Here is a 15,061-nt window from a genome sequence, read left to right on the forward strand (position 1 = left end):
TGACGTTATCTCCGCAGTTGAGGAAAAGCTACGCCGGGCGCGAATTGCCCATGACTTCGGCGCGCAGCTCGTCGAGCATGACATTCTGATAACGCTCGATCACTTTTCGCTCCGCCGGGGAGAACTGCGCGAGCAGCTCCCGGAGGGTGCCGAAGGCCGACTCGAAGAGCGGCGCGAAGCGCTCGGCCGCACCCGGGACCACTTCGACCAGCACCTTGCGCCGGTCCTCGGGGTCGCGCACGCGGCGGACCAGGCCGACCTTCTCCAGCCGGTCGATGACGCCGGTGACCGCGCCGGTGGACAGGCCGGTCAGCTCGGCGATCCGGCCGGCGGTGAGCGGCCCGCCGGCCTGGATGACGAGGTCGAACGTCTTGTGGTCAGTGCCGGACAGGCCCATCCGCTCGGCGATCCTGGCGTGGCGCAGGACGGTGAACGTGCTGCCCTGGCGACCCAATTCCGCGAAGCGGAAGAGTTCCTCTTCGGTGACCGGGTAAGTCTTTTCCGTCACGAGTCCTCGTTGGTTCGCTCACTGAACAACTCACTGCGCAAAGTATCCTAGTGGGCCGTTCCGGAGCTACGCTGTGCGTAATGACAGCCGTGGATCTCGGGTTTCCTCGCGTCCCCCGCACACGAGGGTCATCTCGCGTGCCCAGGCCCGAGAACCCCCATCTCATCGACACCTTCGGCCGGGTGGCCACCGATCTGCGGGTTTCCCTGACGGACCGGTGCAACCTGCGCTGCACCTACTGCATGCCCGCGGAAGGCCTCGACTGGATGCCGGGCGAGCAGGTGCTGACCGACGACGAGCTGGTCCGCTTGATGCGGATCGCCGTCGAAATGCTGGGCGTCACCGACATCCGGCTCACCGGCGGGGAACCGCTGCTGCGGCCGGGCCTCGAGGACCTCGTGGCGCGGATCACGGCGTTGTCGCCGCGGCCGCGGTTGTCCATGACCACCAACGGGATCGGGCTGGCTCGACGGGCCGCGGGCCTCGCCGAGGCGGGGTTGAACCGGATCAACGTCTCGCTCGACACCGTCGACCCCGAGCTGTTCAAGACGATCACCCGCCGCGACCGGCTCTCGCACGTGATCGCGGGCCTCGCCGCGGCGCGGGACGCCGGGATGGCGCCGGTGAAGGTCAACGCCGTGCTGATCCGCGGGCTCAACGAGACCGAAGCCGTGCCGCTGCTGAAGTTCTGCCTCGAGCAGGGCTACCACCTGAGGTTCATCGAGCAGATGCCGCTGGACGCCCAGCACGGCTGGAACCGCGGCGAGATGATCACCGCGGCGGAGATCCTGGGCCTGCTCGGTTCGGCGTTCACGCTGACACCGGCCTCGGAGGCGCGCGGCGGGGCGCCCGCCGAGCGCTGGCTGGTCGACGGCGGCCCGGGCGACGTCGGCGTGATCGCGTCGGTGACCCGGCCGTTCTGCTCGGCCTGCGAGCGGACGCGGCTGACCGCGGACGGCGCGGTGCGCTCCTGCCTGTTCAGCAACGACGAGACGGATCTGCGGTCCCTCGTGCGCGCGGGCGCGCGCGATGAGGAGGTGGCGGACGCCTGGCGGGCGACGATGTGGGGCAAGCTCGCCGGCCACGAGATCAACGACGCCGGGTTCGCGCAGCCGATCCGGCCGATGAGCGCGATCGGCGGTTGAGATGACGACGGTGACCATCGCGGTGCGGTACTTCGCGGCAGCGCGGGCGGCGGCCGGCGTCGAGGAGGAGAAGGTGCAGCTGCCGGCCGGGGCGTCGGTCGCCGACGCGGTGGCCGAGCTGGCCCGCCTGCACCCTTCGTCCCTGCCGCGCCTGCTGGAGGCGGTCAGCTACCTGCTGGACGGCATCGCGGTCCGCGACCTGACCCGTACGTTGCGCGACGGCGCCGAGCTGGACGTCCTCCCGCCCTTCGCCGGCGGCTGACCCGCCGGGTCGGCCGGGCTTGGGCCGAAGCTTGCAAGCGGGTGCTCCGTCCGGCGGAGGCGTCCCCACTTCGCCCTCCCTGTAGAACGGCGACCGCTCGGGTACGACGGCCGACCGCTCGGCGACGTGCGTCGCCGAGCCTCGGCGTGGCGCCTCACCGAATCCGGGTGTTCGCGAGAAGCTGATCGCCACCCGTCCGGTGACCTGTTTCACCTGGTCCGTCGCCCTGCGTCGACCGCGGGACGCGAACCCGGCGGCCACCGTCGCTCCGACCGGGGCGGAAAACCCCACGAACAGGTGGGACTGCTGTGACTCCTGGGGCAGTTGAGGCAGGATTGTCAAGTCTGGCGCAGTCCCCCCGAGAGTCATAAGATGCGCGCTTCAATCGCGAACCGGACGGCACGAATGGTCCATTCGCTGCGCGAAACACGTGATGCAAGCCTCACGATCTGTGTTTTATCTCGGGTAGGAAACGGCCAGATAACGGCCCCCTGACCTGCGAAAACAGCCGTATCGACGGGGGTTCCGCGCCGTTACTGTGACGTAGGTCACGCCCCGAATAATTTCCGATCACGGCCATCGTTACGTACCGTCGCTTTTCGGTTGGCCCCGACCGACCGACGCAAGACCGGGAATCCGTAGCGCCTAGCCCTGTCCAACGGATACCCGGACCCATACCCCGAGCGAAAGCATTTCCGGACAGGGACGAGGGGACGACGAAGACGCGCCGTGCGTCGGACTCGTCTGCCGGTCTGAGATGGCCGGCGCCAGGACCCCGATCCTGACCCGCACACCGGTTCGCAGGCGCTGGGAAACCGAGAAGCATCCAAATGTCTTACCGAGGCAAGCACCGCAAGATGTCCGCTGCCACCCGCACCGTCGCTCGCGTCGCCATCGCGGGCATCGCGGTCGGCGCTCCCCTCGCGATCGCCGCGACCCCCGCGTCGGCGACCAACTGGGACGCCATCGCGCAGTGCGAGAGCAGCGGCAACTGGAGCACCAACACCGGCAACGGCTACTACGGCGGCCTGCAGTTCTCGCAGAGCACCTGGAAGGCCTACGGCGGCACCGGCAGCGCGGCGAACGCTTCCCGCGAGGAGCAGATCGCCGTGGCCGAGCGCGTCCTGCAGGGTCAGGGCATCGGCGCGTGGCCGGTCTGTGGCAAGAAGGGCGGCAGCGGTTCGGCGGCCCCCAAGGCCACCGGCAAGACCACCAAGAAGGTGACCCCGAAGAAGAGCACGACCGCGACCGCCCCGAAGAAGGCGGCCCCGGCTGCCCCCGCGGCGACCGGTGTCAGCAGCTCGAACCCGGCCGGTGACTACACCGTCGTGGCGGGCGACACCCTGTCCAAGATCGCCAAGCAGTTCAACGTCCAGGGCGGCTACCAGAAGCTGCAGGAGCTGAACGCGAAGTACATCCCGAACGCGGACCTGATCCTCGTCGGGCAGAAGATCGCCACCAAGTGACGATCACGCAGTGATGCGCGAGTCCGGCCTCGAGCCGTGACCTGACAGGGCTCCCACCGCCGATCCCCCGGGCGGTGGGAGCCCTTCACGGTTTCCGCTCCCGGATCCGCTCCGCCTCCGCGAGCTGCATCCGCTCGCCCTTCCGCAGCACCTCGATCACCAGCTCCAGCTGCTCCGGCGCGTACTCCGCCAGCAGCGCGCGGCCGGCCCGCTCGATCGGCCCGTAGACCTCCTCCAGCAGCTCCGCCGCCTTCGGCGTCAGCTCCACGACCGCCCGGCGCCGGTCGTCCGCGTCCGTGCGACGCGTCAGGTGACCCGCGTTCGTCAGGCGCTGGATCGCCGTCGTCGTCGCCGCCGGGCTCAGGCTCGCCTCCGTCGCCAGCTTCCCCGCCGTCAACGCCCCCGCGGCCGCCACCAGGCCGATGATGCGCAGGTCCGTGCGGTTGACGCCGAACGCCGTCGCGGCGGCCTCGTCCACCACGTCGTTCGCCGCGCCGAACGCCGCTGCCGCGTGGGCTGCTTCGGTGACCAATGATTGCTTCGACACTCGAAAGAGTCTACCTTGGCCGGTAAGTATTTCGATCGTCGAAAGGATTTGCCGTGCCGAGCACCCGCCGGACCCTGCCCCGCTGGCTCCGCCCCGCCAACCGCCTCGTGCGCCTCCTGACGCGCCTGGGGCTGCGGTTGGGCACCGTGCACGTCCTGACCGTCCCCGGCCGCCGCTCGGGCGCGCCAAGGCCCACTCCGGTCTCCCCGCTGACCGTCGACGGACAGCGGTACGTCATCGCCGGGCTGCCCGACGGCGACTGGGCGCGCAACGTCCGCGCCGCCGGCCGGGGCGAGCTGGCCTACGGACGCCGGAGGCAGGCCGTGACGCTCACCGAGGTCACCGAGCCCGGCGTCCGCGCGCGGGTGATGCGGGCCTTCCCGCGCGAGGTGCCGCACGGGGTGCCCATGTTCGTCCACCTGGGCCTGGTCACCGGCCCGGATCCGGACGAGTTCGCCGCGGCCGCCGACCGGGTCGCGGCGTTCCGGATCACGGCGAGTTGACCCACTCGTCCGTGCCGTCGGTGAAGTGCTGGTGCTTCCAGACCGGCAGCCGCGCCTTGACCTCGTCCACGAGCTCCGAGCACGCCGAGAACGCCTGCCCGCGGTGCTCCGCGGCCACGGCGCACGCCAGGGCGACGTCGCCGATCGTCAGCGCCCCCAGCCGGTGGCTCACGGCCACCGCGCGGACGCCGGCCCAGCGCGCCGACAGGTCCGCGACGACGTCGGCGATCACCTGGCCCGCGCTCGGGTGGCCCTCGTACGTCAGGTCACGGACGCCCTTGCCGCCGTCGTGGTCGCGGACCACGCCCGCGAACGTCACCACCGCGCCCGCCGCGTCGTCCTCGACCAGGCGGGCGTGCTCCTCGACCGACAGCGGCTCCTCGGTCACCAGCGCTCGCGCGACACGCACCGCGGGAGCCGCCGCGGCCGGCCGTGGGTGGTCGCCCCCGGCCAGCTGGTCGACGGCGTGCTCCAGGACGCCGTCCAGGACGCTCAGGCCGTCCTTGACGCCACCGCTGGAGCCCGGGAGGTTCACGACCAGGGTCCGGCCCGCCACGCCCGCCACACCGCGCGACAGCACCGCCGTCGGCACCTGGGGCAGGCCGGCCGCGCGGATCGCGTCCGCGACGCCCGGCAGCTCGTGGTCGAGGACCGCGCGGGTGACGTCCGGGGTGCGGTCGGTCGGCGAGATGCCGGTGCCGCCCGTGGTGAGCACCACGGCGACGCCGTCGGCCAGCGCGGCCCGCAGCGCGACGCCCACCGGGTCGCCGTCCTCGACGACGACCGGCGCCGGCACGTCGTACCCGCGGTCCGCCAGCCAGGCGGCGATCACCGGGCCGGTCTTGTCCTCGTAGACGCCCTTCGCGGCGCGGTTGGACGCCACGATCACGCGCGCGCTGCGCTTCACGGCCGCTCCCAGGTTCCGGTCTTGCCGCCGTCCTTGCGGAGCAGGCGGACCTCGTCCAGCGTCGCCGCCGGGTCGACGGCCTTGATCATGTCGTGCAGCGTCAGCCCGGCGACGGCCACCGCGGTCAGCGCCTCCATCTCGACGCCGGTGACGTCGGTGGTCTTCGCCGTCGCGCGGATGCCGACCTCGGCCTCGCCGAGGGTGAACTCGACCTTGACCCCGGACAGCGCGATCTGGTGGCACAGCGGGATCAGCTCGGGCACCCGCTTGGCACCCATGATCCCGGCGATCCGCGCGGTGGCGAGGGCGTCGCCCTTCGGGAGGCCGTCGGTGGCCAGCAGCCGGAGCACCTCGGCGGTGGTCCGCACGGTCCCGGCGGCGAGCGCGGTGCGCGCGGTGGCGGTCTTGCCGGAGACGTCGACCATCCGCGCGGCACCGGTCGCGTCGACGTGGCTGAGTTCACTCACAGCCCGAGGCTACTTCCGCCCATCGGGTGATGCCGCCGAGGGTGGTTCGGAACTCCGGAATCAGATAATCTGAACCGGTGCTGGAACTGACCGCATCCGAAGCTTCCCGGTCGTTCTCCGCGGTCCTCGACGAGGCGGAGAAGGGCGAAACGATCGTCGTCACCCGCAACGGCAGGCGGGTGGCGCTGATCGTGCCCGCGCCGCGCGCGAACGGCGCCGAGGTGTGCGCGGTGTTCCACCGCTGGGCCGGAAAGCTCGACACCGACGACCGGTTCGAGGAAAACGTGGCGAAAGTCCGCGAGACGGCGTCGGCCGAGCTGGACGGCGACCCGTGGCGCGACTGATCCTCGACACCGGCATCCTCATCGACGCCGCCCGGCAGCGGCTGCCTCCGGGGGCGATCGGCGAGGAGGACGACGTCGCCGTCCCGGCGTTGGTGGTCACCGAGTACGAGGTGGGCCTGCGGCTCGACCCGCACCCGGCCCGCCGGGCGGCGCACAGCGCGTTCCTGGCGGAGTTCCTGGCCGTCACGCCGGTGGTCGACTACACGACGAGCGTCGTCGAGCACCACGCGGAGCTGCTGGCCCACCTGCGGCGGACAGGCCAGGCCCGCGGCGCGCACGACCTGATCATCGCGGCCACCGCCCGTGCCACCGGCCGCACGCTGGTGACCACAGACGGCCAGGCCCGCTTCGACGACCTGCCGGAGGTGGAGGTGAGGTTGCTGGAACGGGTTCGCTGAGACCCGCGCCGGGGAGACCGACGGACGACGAGCCCTCCCGGTGTCGCGAATGACTCATTCGGGACACCGGACCGGCGGGCAAGCCGCGGATTCGGACAGGTGGGGCCGATGGGGCAGCAGGCCGCGGGCTCCCTCGGGTCCAATGCCCGCGAGCGCCGCTTGCCGCCGCCTCGGCTGGGCCAGGCACTCCCCATGCCACGGCGGCCCCACCCGTCTGGGGAGGGCCGCCTTCGAAATCGGTCCGCTGCCGCGGAAAGCGGCTTCCCTCGCATTCAACGCTCGCGAGCGTTGAATGCGTGAGCCGTCAGCCGAGGCCGGGCGCTCCCGATGCCGGCGGCGGCCACACCCGTCGCCGGGAGGGCCGCCGCCGGCATCGATCAGGTGCCGCGGGAAACCCGCCTCAGCGCTCCGCGAGCACGGCCTTCCGGACCGCCTCCGCAACGGCCGGCGCCACCGCGCTGTCGAACACGCTCGGCACGATGAACGACGCGTTCAGCTTGCCGTTGTCCACCACGTCCGCGATCGCGTCGGCCGCGGCCAGCAGCATGTTGTCGTCGATGTTGTGGGCGTGGGCGTCCAGCAGGCCGCGGAACACGCCCGGGAACGCCAGGACGTTGTTGATCTGGTTCGGGAAGTCGCTGCGGCCCGTGGCCACGACGGCGGCGTGCTTCTGCGCCTCCAGCGGGTCGACCTCCGGGTCCGGGTTCGCCAGGGCGAAGACCACCGCGTCCTTGTTCATCGTCGCCACCTGCTCGGCGCCGAACAGGTTGGGCGCCGAGACGCCGATGAACACGTCCGCGCCCACCAGCGCCTCGTGCAGGGTGCCGCTGACCTGCTCTTTGTTCGTGTGCGACGCGATCCACGTCAGGTTCTCGTCGAGGTTGCCGCGCGCCGAATGCACGATGCCGTCGATGTCCGCCGCGACGATGTCGCCCGGGTTCTTCTGCAGCAGCAGGCGGATGATCGCCGAGCCGGCCGCGCCGACGCCGCTGACCACGATCTTGCAGTCCTCGATGCTCTTGCCCACCACGCGCAGGGCGTTGCGCAGCGCCGCGACGACCACGATCGCCGTGCCGTGCTGGTCGTCGTGGAACACCGGGATGTCCAGCTGCTCGCGCAGGCGCTTCTCGATCTCGAAGCAGCGCGGGGCCGCGATGTCCTCGAGGTTGATGCCCGCGTACACCGGGGCCAGCGCCTTGGCGATCATGATGATCTCTTCGGTGTCCTGGGTGTCCAGGCAGACCGGCCACGCGTCGACGTCGGCGAACTTCTTGAACAGCGCCGCCTTGCCCTCCATCACCGGGAGCGCCGCGGCCGGGCCGATGTTGCCGAGGCCGAGCACCGCCGAGCCGTCGGTGAGCACCGCGACCGTGTTGCGCTTGATGGTCAGCCGGCGCGCGTCCTCTGGGTTCGCGGCGATCGCCTGGCAGACGCGGGCGACGCCCGGGGTGTAGGCGCGGGAGAGGTCGTCACGGTTGCGGAGCGCGACCTTCGGCGTCACCTCGATCTTGCCGCCGAGGTGGATCAGGAACGTCCGGTCGGAGACCTTGCGGACCTTGACGCCGGGCAGCGAGTCCAGCGTCTGGGTGATGTCGTTCGCGTGGTTCTCCGACAGCGCGTTGGCGCTGATGTCGACCACGATCGAGTCGGAGTGGGACTCCACGACGTCGAACGCGGTCAGCACGCCGCCGACGCGCCCGACCGCGGCGGTCAGGTCGCCGGCCGCCGTGACCGAGGCCGGGGCCTCCACCCGGACGGTGATCGAATATCCGGGACCGGGAACCGGCATGGCACTACCCCCGTGTGGTGGGAAAGGTGGGCTGGGACGGAAGGGAACCTACTCCCGTGACCGCCCTCACGAGGGGCCGATACCGGTACTGACCAGTAACTTTACGGCCGGCGGTTGATCTCGGTCACGGGGTGCACGTAGGGCACCGTGTCGAGGGGGAAGGTGATGTCACCGAACGGCGACAGCGCGCCCTGGCGGTCGGACGCGAGCTCGGTCACGGGGTGCTCGCCGTCCTCGCCCGGCCAGGTCGGGTCGATGCCCTTGTGCTTCTTCTCACCCTTGGCCACAACGTCCTCCACAGCCGTTCTCGGTCGTACGCAGACAGTCTGCCTGAGACCGGGCGGCCTCTCGCAACCGCCCGGTATCCTGGTCGTCTATGCCCGCGACCTCTTTGGCGGACTGGCTGCGTGCGGAGTCCGACGACGCACTCGCAGAGCTGCTCCGCACGCGGCGCGACCTGTCCACGCCCCCGCCCTCCGACAGCACGGTGCTGGCCACCCGGGCCGGCACGCCGGGCTCGGTCGCGCGCGCCTGCGAGGACCTCGACACCTTCACCCTGGCCGTGCTCGAAGCGTGCCTGCTGGCGGGCGCGGACCGGGACCCGGTGCCGGTCGAAGACGTCGGGAAGCTCGTCAAGACCGACATCGCCGAGCCGCTGACCCGGCTGCGCGCGCGGGCCCTGGCCTGGGGCCCGGACGACGCCCTGCGCGTGCCGCCCGCGGCCAGGGAGGCCCTCGGGCCGTTCCCGGCCGGGCTGGGCGCCCCTTTGCCGGCGCTGGCCGGCGAAGACCTCGACGCGCGGCTCGCCGAACTGTCCGACGACGAACGCGCCGTGCTGACCGCCCTCGCCGCCGGGCCGCCGATCGGCCGCACCCGCGACGCCGGGGTCGATTTCACGCTCGAGAAGGCCGCGACACCGGTGCAGAAGCTGCTCGCCCGCGGCCTGCTGCTGCGGCGCGACGACCAGACCGTCGAGCTGCCGCGCGAGCTCGGCGTCGCGGTGCGCGGCGGGGTGTTCGCGCCCGGCACGCTCGCCGAGCCCGCGCTGCCGGTCCACCCGCACCAGCCGTCCACTTTGGACGAGGCGGCGGCCGGTGAGGCGATGGAGTTCCTGCGCCACACCGAAGCACTGCTGCGCGCGTGGTCGGCGGCGCCGCCGCCGGTGCTCAAGTCGGGCGGCCTCGGCGTCCGGGAGCTGAAGAAGCTCGCCAAGGACCTGGAGATCGACGACACCCAGGCGATCCTGCTGGCCGAGCTGGCCGTGGGCGCTGGGCTCGTCGCCGACAGCGAGACGACCGTGCCCGAGTGGGTGCCGACGACGCTGACCGACTCGTGGCTCGCGTCGCCGACCGCGCAGCGGTGGATGACGCTCGCCCAGGCGTGGCTGGAGCTGCCGCGCCTGCCCGGGCTGGCCGGCGGCCGCGACGCCAAGGACAAGCCGATCGCGCCGCTGTCGGAGGACCTGCGCCGGCCGCTCGCCCCGGTCGCCCGGCGGCGAGTGCTCGCCGCGCTGGCCGACCTGCCGCCCGGCACCGGCGTGAAGAGCGTCGACGAGCTCGTCGCGGTCTTGGCGTGGCGTGCGCCGAGGCGGGGCGGGCGGCTGCGGGACGAGACCGTCCGCTGGACGATGGCCGAAGCGAGCGCGCTGGGGATCGTCGGGCTCGGCGGCCTCACGACGGCGACGCGGGCGCTGCTCGCCGAAGACCGGCCGGGTGCCGTCGAGGCGATCCTGGACGCGCTGCCCGCGCCGGTAGACCGCGTGTTGCTGCAGGCCGATCTGACGGTCGTCGCGCCGGGCCCGCTCGAACCGGAGCTGGCGGCGGAAATCTCGGCCGTCGCCGACGTCGAGTCGGCGGGGCACGCGACGGTCTACCGGATCACCGAGGGCTCCGTGCGGCGCGCGCTGGACACCGGCCGCACGGCCGACGAGCTGCACGCGCTGTTCAAGTCCAAGTCGGCGACCCCGGTGCCGCAGGGGCTGAGCTACCTGATCGACGACGTCGCCCGGCGGCACGGACGGCTGCGCGGCGGTGTCGCGGCGTCGTTCCTGCGGTGCGACGACGAGGCGCTGCTGGCCGAGGTGCTGGCCCACCCGGTCGCGGCGGAGCACGCGCTGCGGCTGATCGCGCCGACGGTCGTGATCAGCCCGGATCCGCTGCACGACGTCCTGGCGGCGCTGCGCGGGGCGGGGTTCGCCCCGGCGGCCGAGGGCCCGGACGGCCGGGTGGTCGACATCCGGCCCGGCGGCCGCCGCCTGCCGGCGAAGGCGCGGGCGGCCCGCCGCAGCCCTGGCGAGCAGGCGGTGCTGACGGAAGACCAGGCCGTCCGGATCGTCTCCAACCTCCGGGCCGGCGACGCGGCTTCGGCCCGCCGCCGGGGTTCCGCGGTACGGGCGCCGGTCGGCGGCGGCGCGGACACGTCGGCGACGCTCGAACTGCTGTCCCGGGCGACGCTGGAGCGTCGTGAGGTGTGGATCGGGTTCGTGGACTCCCGGGGCACGGCGAGCCAGCGCGTCGTGCGGCCGGTGCGCGTCGGCGGCGGGGTGCTCGAAGGCGAGAACAACGAGCGCTACTCCCTCCACCGCATCACCTCCGCCGCGCTCGTCGAGGACTGACCCCCGGATTCGGTGAATCCCCGCCGAACCGCGCGGGCAGGTGGTAAGCCTGAGCCATGAAGTGGGGAACGCGCGTGACCGCGGTGGCGGCGACGGTGCTGGCCGGAGCCGGCACCGCGGCGGCGGCCGGGCCGCCGGTCTACTCGAAGTACGCCGTCACCGGGACCGCGCACATCGCGAAACCGGATGTCGACCTCGAGCTCGGGCCGGGCCAGTTCGACATGTACACGCTCATCGGGCCGTACACCTTCTACGGCACGATCACGCTGCCGCCGGTGCACGTCAGCCGGTCGCTGCCGGGCGTCGGCAGGGTGAGCGGGACCGTCACGCTCGGCCCCGGTCACGCCGAAGGCTCGGTGTTCGGCGGCTTCTCCGGTTCGGCGACCTGGCCGGTGACCCTGTCCGACCTCCGGGTCAACGGCCGGCCCTACGACGTCGGCCCGGACTGCGGTACGGCCGCGCCGCTGACGACCGAGCTCACGTCGGCGGACTTCGCCGCGGGCACGGGCGGCCGTCTCGAATCGACCTACGCGATCGGCGCCTTCGAGAACTGCGGCTCCGCGACGCCGCTGATCAACGCCGTGGTGCCGGGGCCGGGCAACACCCTGACCCTCGACCTCGCCGCGGCAGGTTAGAGGGCGCGCAGGCCGGCCAGGACGCGTTCCATGAACTCGCGGGAGGACCGGTCGCCGAGGATCAGCTCGGTCTGGTGGATCAGCACCAGGCCGATGTCGGCCATGTCGCCGACCAGCACCTTGACCACGCCCAGGGGCAGCCGCAGGTGCGCGGCGATCTCGGCGACGGACCGGGTGTCCAGGCACAGGTCGCAGATCCGGCGGTGCTCGACCGATCGGACCCCGCGGTAGCGGCGCCCGTCGTCGGACGTCGAGACGAGCGCCTCCAGCGCCAGGTTGTGGTCGGACCGGGTGCGCCCGCCGGTGCGGGTGTACGGGCGGACCCGCGAGCCCGGCGAAGCGACGGGTACCGGGCTCGCCACGCGGGCGGGCTCGTGCCAGCCCGGGTCCTCCCACGGTTCGGGGTGGGGAACCCAGCGGGTCTCCGGGTCCGGCGGCGGCGTCCAGTCGGCGGGCGGCGGCGGAGCCCACGCGGGCGGCGGCGCGGCCTGCGCCCGCGACGGCGGCGCGGGCGGCCGCGAGATCGGCGGCCGAGGTGCGGGCGGACGCGGGCCCGGCGGGTGCGGAGCGGGCGAACGCACACCCCGCGGCGGGGTCGGCGGGGCCCAGGCGGGCTCGAGCGGCGGGGGTTCGGGCTCGAAGGTCTCGCCGTCCTGCCACTCGGGCTCGACGGGGTCGTAGCCGTCTTCGGCCACGACGGGTGAGTGCGTGGCCGAGTAGCCCAGCGGATCGGGCTCCGGCGCGCGCCTGCCACGGCGGGTGCCGGGCTCACGGCGGAGGTGATCGTCTTCGGCGGGATCGGGCGCGCGCCGGGTCGCGAAGCCACCGGACTCCGGGCGGGCGTACGACTCGTCGGCGAACTCCGGCGAGCGCCGGGTGGGGAAGCCACCGGACTCCGGACCGGCGAAAGACTCCTCGGACTCCCGCCCACGCCCGGTCGCGAAACCGCCGGTCTCCGGGCGGGCGTACGACTCGTCGGCGGACTCCCGGGCGCGCCTGCTCCGGCGGCCCCCGGACTCACGACGCCCGTGCCCTTCGTCGGCGAAGCCCGGCTCCGGTCCGGCGTATTCCTCGCCTTCGTCGACCGACGAACCCCACTCGCGGGTGTCCTCGTCCGTGTACCCCTGGGCGTCCGGCTGCGGCCGCGCCGGCTTGCGCTTGGGCATGATCATCGACAGCGTCGACATGTCGAACTTGCTGGGCGAGTCGAAGCCCTCGCGTTCGGTGCCGCGGTGCAGTGCGTCCCAGCCGCTGGAGTCCGGGTCGTCGAATCCCGAAATCCTCATCTCGCCCTACCCACGCACGCCGCCCTGCAGCTGCGCGCGCAGCTCCGGGGTGATCTGCTGGCCGACGCGCTCCACGAGCAGCGTCATCTCGTAGGCGACCGTGCCGATGTCGCACGTCGGTGCGGCCAGCACCGCCAGCGACGAACCGTCCGAAACGGACATCAAGAACAAGTAGCCGCGCTCCATCTCCACCACGGTCTGGTTGACGCCGCCCGCCTCGAAACAGCGGGCCGCTCCCGCCGTCAGGCTGATCAGGCCGGACGCGACCGCCGACAGCTGTTCGGCGCGTTCCTGCGGCAGCCCTTCCGACGGCGCCAGCAGCAACCCGTCCGCGGACACCAGAACGGCGTGCGCGGCACCGGGTACCCGGCGCACGAAGTCCGTGATGAGCCAGCCGAATGTGCCCTGGCCGGAAGCGGTCACTCCTGCTCCTCCTTGCTCGTGCGGCGTCGCCCGCCGCACCCCGGAGCGCCCGGCACGGCCGGTCGGCGACGCCACGGTAAAGCGTATTCGCACCGCCGGTGGTGTCGAGCCCGCCACCTGCCGGCCGGTGCGCACCCTGCGTGTGCACCCGGCCGACTTCCGCGGCAGACCGCCCCACCTCCCCCGTCCGGGGGACGCCCCACGGCTCGCGCCCGTGCGGCATCGGCGCAGGTCAGTCCGGGTGTGGGCGATCCGCGAGCGCGCCACGGCCGAACCGCACCGGCCCGGTACTCCTCCGGACGGTGACGGCACTCCCCGAAGTGGGTGAAGCACGCGGAGTTCACTCCAACGGCCGCATCCGGATCGGGGCGTCATCCGCTATCCCGCGCGCAACGCCGTATCGTGCGCGATCGCGTGCTGGACGACGGAGATCAGCACCTGCTTGGCGGACTCACGCTCACGCGCGTCGCACGCCATGATCGGGACCGACGGCGCGATGGTGAGCGCGTGCCGGACGTCCTCGATCTGGTGGTGCAGCAGCCGGTCGAAGCAGTTGATCGCCACGACGTAGGGCAGCTTCCGGTTCTCGAAGAAGTCGATCGAGGGGAACGCGTCGGCGAGCCGCCGCGTGTCCACCAGCACGACCGCGCCGATGGCGCCGACCGCGAGGTCGTCCCACATGAACCAGAACCGGTGCTGACCCGGGGTGCCGAACACGTACAGCACCAGGTCCGAGTCCAGCGAGATGCGCCCGAAGTCCATCGCCACGGTCGTGGTGGTCTTGTTGGGCGTGGCCGAGGTGTCGTCGTGTCCGACGCTGGCCTCGGTCATCATGGCCTCGGTGGTCAGCGGGTCGATCTCGGAGATCGCCCCGACCAGCGTTGTCTTCCCCGAACCGAACCCGCCGGCGACCACGATCTTGGCCGACGAGGTCGGACCCGTCACCTGCGGCGCGTTCGCGTCGGAGTCAAATTCTCCGAAGCCCACTGAGCACCCTTTCCATGAACTCGATACTCGGGCGGTCACCCACGGTCGGGCTGCTGGAGTGCACCAGCACCAGCCCGAGGCCCGCCACGTCACCAATCAACACGCGCACCACGCCGAGCGGCAGCCGCAGCAGCGCCGCCACTTCGGCCACCGACCTGGTGTCGAGGCACAGGTCGCAGATCGACCGGTGCTCGGGCACCCGGACCCGGTCGAGCATCCGGCCCTGTTCGCTGGTCGAGATCAACGCCTCGATGGCCAGGTCGAGGGTCGCCTTCGTCCGGCCCCGGGTCCGGAAGTACGGCCGGACCAGGCCCGAGGTCTCCATCTCCGTCGCCGGCGGCTCGTCGACGTACTCCTGGCTGGCCTGCCGCGGCAGCGCCGCGGCGAACTCACCGGAGTCCGGGCCCGAGCCGAAGTCACGCTCGGTCGTGTACGCCGCGAAGTCACGCGCGTCGTACAGCGGCCCGCTCGAGCCGCCGAACAGCTCCGCGCCCGGACCGCCGAGCAGGCGGTCGCGGTACTCGGTGCCGCCGGCGATCGGCCGGAGCGGTTCCTGCCCGGCATTGCTGTCGGTCAGCCAGTTCGGCGGCTCACGCACGGGGTCGCTGTCGGAGGCCTGCACCCGCCGCGCGCGCCACTCGCGGTCGACGCGGTCCCGGAACGACTGCCAGTCCTCGCGGCTTTCGTCCGATTGGTCGGACCACCCGCCGGAGAAGTCGTCACCGAGCCGGCCATCACCCCTCAAGCGCCCGTCGTCCACGGCTCTCTCCTCGGTTCCCA

General features: G+C 72.4%; 18 protein-coding genes. 8 read left to right on the top strand and 10 right to left on the bottom strand.

Annotated elements, in window-relative coordinates:
• Positions 1-28 precede the first annotated feature (28 nt).
• Positions 29-508, bottom strand: coding sequence for a MarR family winged helix-turn-helix transcriptional regulator (locus I4Q55_RS07330; RefSeq protein WP_206785253.1), 480 nt, complete (start codon positions 506-508; stop codon positions 29-31).
• 137 nt (positions 509-645) lie between these two features.
• Between I4Q55_RS07330 and moaA the strand changes: the two genes are divergently transcribed.
• The 3 genes from moaA to I4Q55_RS50105 all read left to right on the top strand — a co-directional run bounded on the left by moaA (position 646) and on the right by I4Q55_RS50105 (position 3,381).
• Positions 646-1,653, top strand: coding sequence for a GTP 3',8-cyclase MoaA (gene moaA / locus I4Q55_RS07335; RefSeq protein ID WP_206785254.1), 1,008 nt, complete (start codon positions 646-648; stop codon positions 1,651-1,653).
• A gap of 1 nt (position 1,654) precedes the next feature.
• Complete coding sequence (locus I4Q55_RS07340; RefSeq protein ID WP_206785255.1) at positions 1,655-1,915, top strand: MoaD/ThiS family protein; 261 nt, start codon at positions 1,655-1,657, stop codon at positions 1,913-1,915.
• Positions 1,916-2,745: 830 nt separating this feature from the next.
• Positions 2,746-3,381, top strand: coding sequence for a transglycosylase family protein (locus I4Q55_RS50105; protein WP_206785256.1), 636 nt, complete (start codon positions 2,746-2,748; stop codon positions 3,379-3,381).
• 85 nt (positions 3,382-3,466) lie between these two features.
• Here I4Q55_RS50105 and I4Q55_RS49020 read toward each other — a convergent pair whose 3' ends face one another.
• On the bottom strand, positions 3,467-3,928 hold the full coding sequence (locus I4Q55_RS49020) for a MarR family transcriptional regulator (RefSeq protein WP_307793146.1): 462 nt from the start codon (positions 3,926-3,928) through the stop codon (positions 3,467-3,469).
• A 53-nt stretch (positions 3,929-3,981) separates the two neighbouring features.
• Here I4Q55_RS49020 and I4Q55_RS07355 point away from each other — a divergent pair, with 53 nt between their 5' ends.
• Positions 3,982-4,431, top strand: a complete 450-nt coding sequence (locus tag I4Q55_RS07355) for a nitroreductase/quinone reductase family protein (RefSeq protein WP_206785257.1) — start codon at positions 3,982-3,984, stop codon at positions 4,429-4,431.
• On the opposite strand, the gene I4Q55_RS07360 is transcribed toward I4Q55_RS07355, so the two are convergent.
• Positions 4,418-5,338, bottom strand: a complete 921-nt coding sequence (locus I4Q55_RS07360; protein ID WP_206785258.1) for a molybdenum cofactor biosynthesis protein MoaE — start codon at positions 5,336-5,338, stop codon at positions 4,418-4,420. The two genes, I4Q55_RS07355 and I4Q55_RS07360, sit on opposite strands and share 14 nt — an antisense overlap.
• Positions 5,335-5,805, bottom strand: coding sequence for a cyclic pyranopterin monophosphate synthase MoaC (gene moaC, locus I4Q55_RS07365; RefSeq protein ID WP_013230248.1), 471 nt, complete (start codon positions 5,803-5,805; stop codon positions 5,335-5,337). The genes I4Q55_RS07360 and moaC overlap by 4 nt, the downstream gene beginning before the upstream one ends.
• A gap of 77 nt (positions 5,806-5,882) precedes the next feature.
• Between moaC and I4Q55_RS07370 the strand changes: the two genes are divergently transcribed.
• Both I4Q55_RS07370 and I4Q55_RS07375 read left to right on the top strand, forming a co-directional pair.
• Complete coding sequence (locus I4Q55_RS07370) at positions 5,883-6,149, top strand: type II toxin-antitoxin system Phd/YefM family antitoxin (protein WP_206785259.1); 267 nt, start codon at positions 5,883-5,885, stop codon at positions 6,147-6,149.
• On the top strand, positions 6,137-6,547 hold the full coding sequence (locus I4Q55_RS07375) for a type II toxin-antitoxin system VapC family toxin (protein WP_206785260.1): 411 nt from the start codon (positions 6,137-6,139) through the stop codon (positions 6,545-6,547). The genes I4Q55_RS07370 and I4Q55_RS07375 overlap by 13 nt, the downstream gene beginning before the upstream one ends.
• Positions 6,548-6,947: 400 nt before the next feature.
• Here the strand turns inward: I4Q55_RS07375 and I4Q55_RS07380 are convergent, their stop codons facing one another.
• Both I4Q55_RS07380 and I4Q55_RS07385 read right to left on the bottom strand, forming a co-directional pair.
• Positions 6,948-8,336, bottom strand: coding sequence for an NAD-dependent malic enzyme (locus tag I4Q55_RS07380; RefSeq protein ID WP_206785261.1), 1,389 nt, complete (start codon positions 8,334-8,336; stop codon positions 6,948-6,950).
• 101 nt (positions 8,337-8,437) lie between these two features.
• Positions 8,438-8,623 carry a hypothetical protein gene (locus I4Q55_RS07385; protein WP_206785262.1) on the bottom strand — a complete coding sequence of 62 codons (186 nt, stop codon included), beginning with the start codon at positions 8,621-8,623 and terminating at the stop codon, positions 8,438-8,440.
• 89 nt (positions 8,624-8,712) lie between these two features.
• Between I4Q55_RS07385 and I4Q55_RS07390 the strand changes: the two genes are divergently transcribed.
• The gene (locus I4Q55_RS07390; protein WP_206785263.1) at positions 8,713-10,950 is read left to right on the top strand and encodes a helicase-associated domain-containing protein; all 2,238 of its coding nucleotides are present in this window, start codon (positions 8,713-8,715) and stop codon (positions 10,948-10,950) included.
• A 56-nt stretch (positions 10,951-11,006) separates the two neighbouring features.
• The gene (locus I4Q55_RS07395; protein WP_242545474.1) at positions 11,007-11,585 is read left to right on the top strand and encodes a hypothetical protein; all 579 of its coding nucleotides are present in this window, start codon (positions 11,007-11,009) and stop codon (positions 11,583-11,585) included.
• Here the strand turns inward: I4Q55_RS07395 and I4Q55_RS07400 are convergent.
• The 4 genes from I4Q55_RS07400 to I4Q55_RS07415 all read right to left on the bottom strand — a co-directional run bounded on the left by I4Q55_RS07400 (position 11,582) and on the right by I4Q55_RS07415 (position 15,041).
• Positions 11,582-12,871, bottom strand: coding sequence for a DUF742 domain-containing protein (locus tag I4Q55_RS07400; RefSeq protein ID WP_206785264.1), 1,290 nt, complete (start codon positions 12,869-12,871; stop codon positions 11,582-11,584). The genes I4Q55_RS07395 and I4Q55_RS07400 overlap by 4 nt on opposite strands.
• Before the next feature lie 6 nt (positions 12,872-12,877).
• A complete protein-coding gene (locus tag I4Q55_RS07405; RefSeq protein WP_003085368.1) occupies positions 12,878-13,294 on the bottom strand; it encodes a roadblock/LC7 domain-containing protein in 417 nt (138 codons plus the stop codon).
• A 378-nt stretch (positions 13,295-13,672) separates the two neighbouring features.
• Positions 13,673-14,281: an ATP/GTP-binding protein gene (locus I4Q55_RS07410; protein WP_003085371.1), complete on the bottom strand. Its 609-nt coding sequence runs from the start codon at positions 14,279-14,281 to the stop codon at positions 13,673-13,675.
• Positions 14,262-15,041: a DUF742 domain-containing protein gene (locus tag I4Q55_RS07415; RefSeq protein WP_091320666.1), complete on the bottom strand. Its 780-nt coding sequence runs from the start codon at positions 15,039-15,041 to the stop codon at positions 14,262-14,264. The genes I4Q55_RS07410 and I4Q55_RS07415 overlap by 20 nt, the downstream gene beginning before the upstream one ends.
• Positions 15,042-15,061 lie beyond the last annotated feature (20 nt).

The sequence above is a fragment of the Amycolatopsis sp. MtRt-6 genome, assembly GCF_017308975.1.
Taxonomy (GTDB): Bacteria; Actinomycetota; Actinomycetes; order Mycobacteriales; family Pseudonocardiaceae; genus Amycolatopsis.

What these genes read in the sequence shown, in the direction of transcription:
- I4Q55_RS50105 (WP_206785256.1), top strand. Translation starts at nt 2,746, where the DNA reads ATGTCTTACCGAGGCAAGCACCGCAAGATGTCCGCTGCCACCCGCACC.
- I4Q55_RS07340 (WP_206785255.1), top strand. Translation starts at nt 1,655, where the DNA reads ATGACGACGGTGACCATCGCGGTGCGGTACTTCGCGGCAGCGCGGGCG.
- I4Q55_RS07395 (WP_242545474.1), top strand. Translation starts at nt 11,007, where the DNA reads ATGAAGTGGGGAACGCGCGTGACCGCGGTGGCGGCGACGGTGCTGGCC.
- I4Q55_RS07390 (WP_206785263.1), top strand. Translation starts at nt 8,713, where the DNA reads ATGCCCGCGACCTCTTTGGCGGACTGGCTGCGTGCGGAGTCCGACGAC.
- I4Q55_RS07380 (WP_206785261.1), bottom strand. Translation starts at nt 8,336, where the DNA reads ATGCCGGTTCCCGGTCCCGGATATTCGATCACCGTCCGGGTGGAGGCC.
- I4Q55_RS07400 (WP_206785264.1), bottom strand. Translation starts at nt 12,871, where the DNA reads ATGAGGATTTCGGGATTCGACGACCCGGACTCCAGCGGCTGGGACGCA.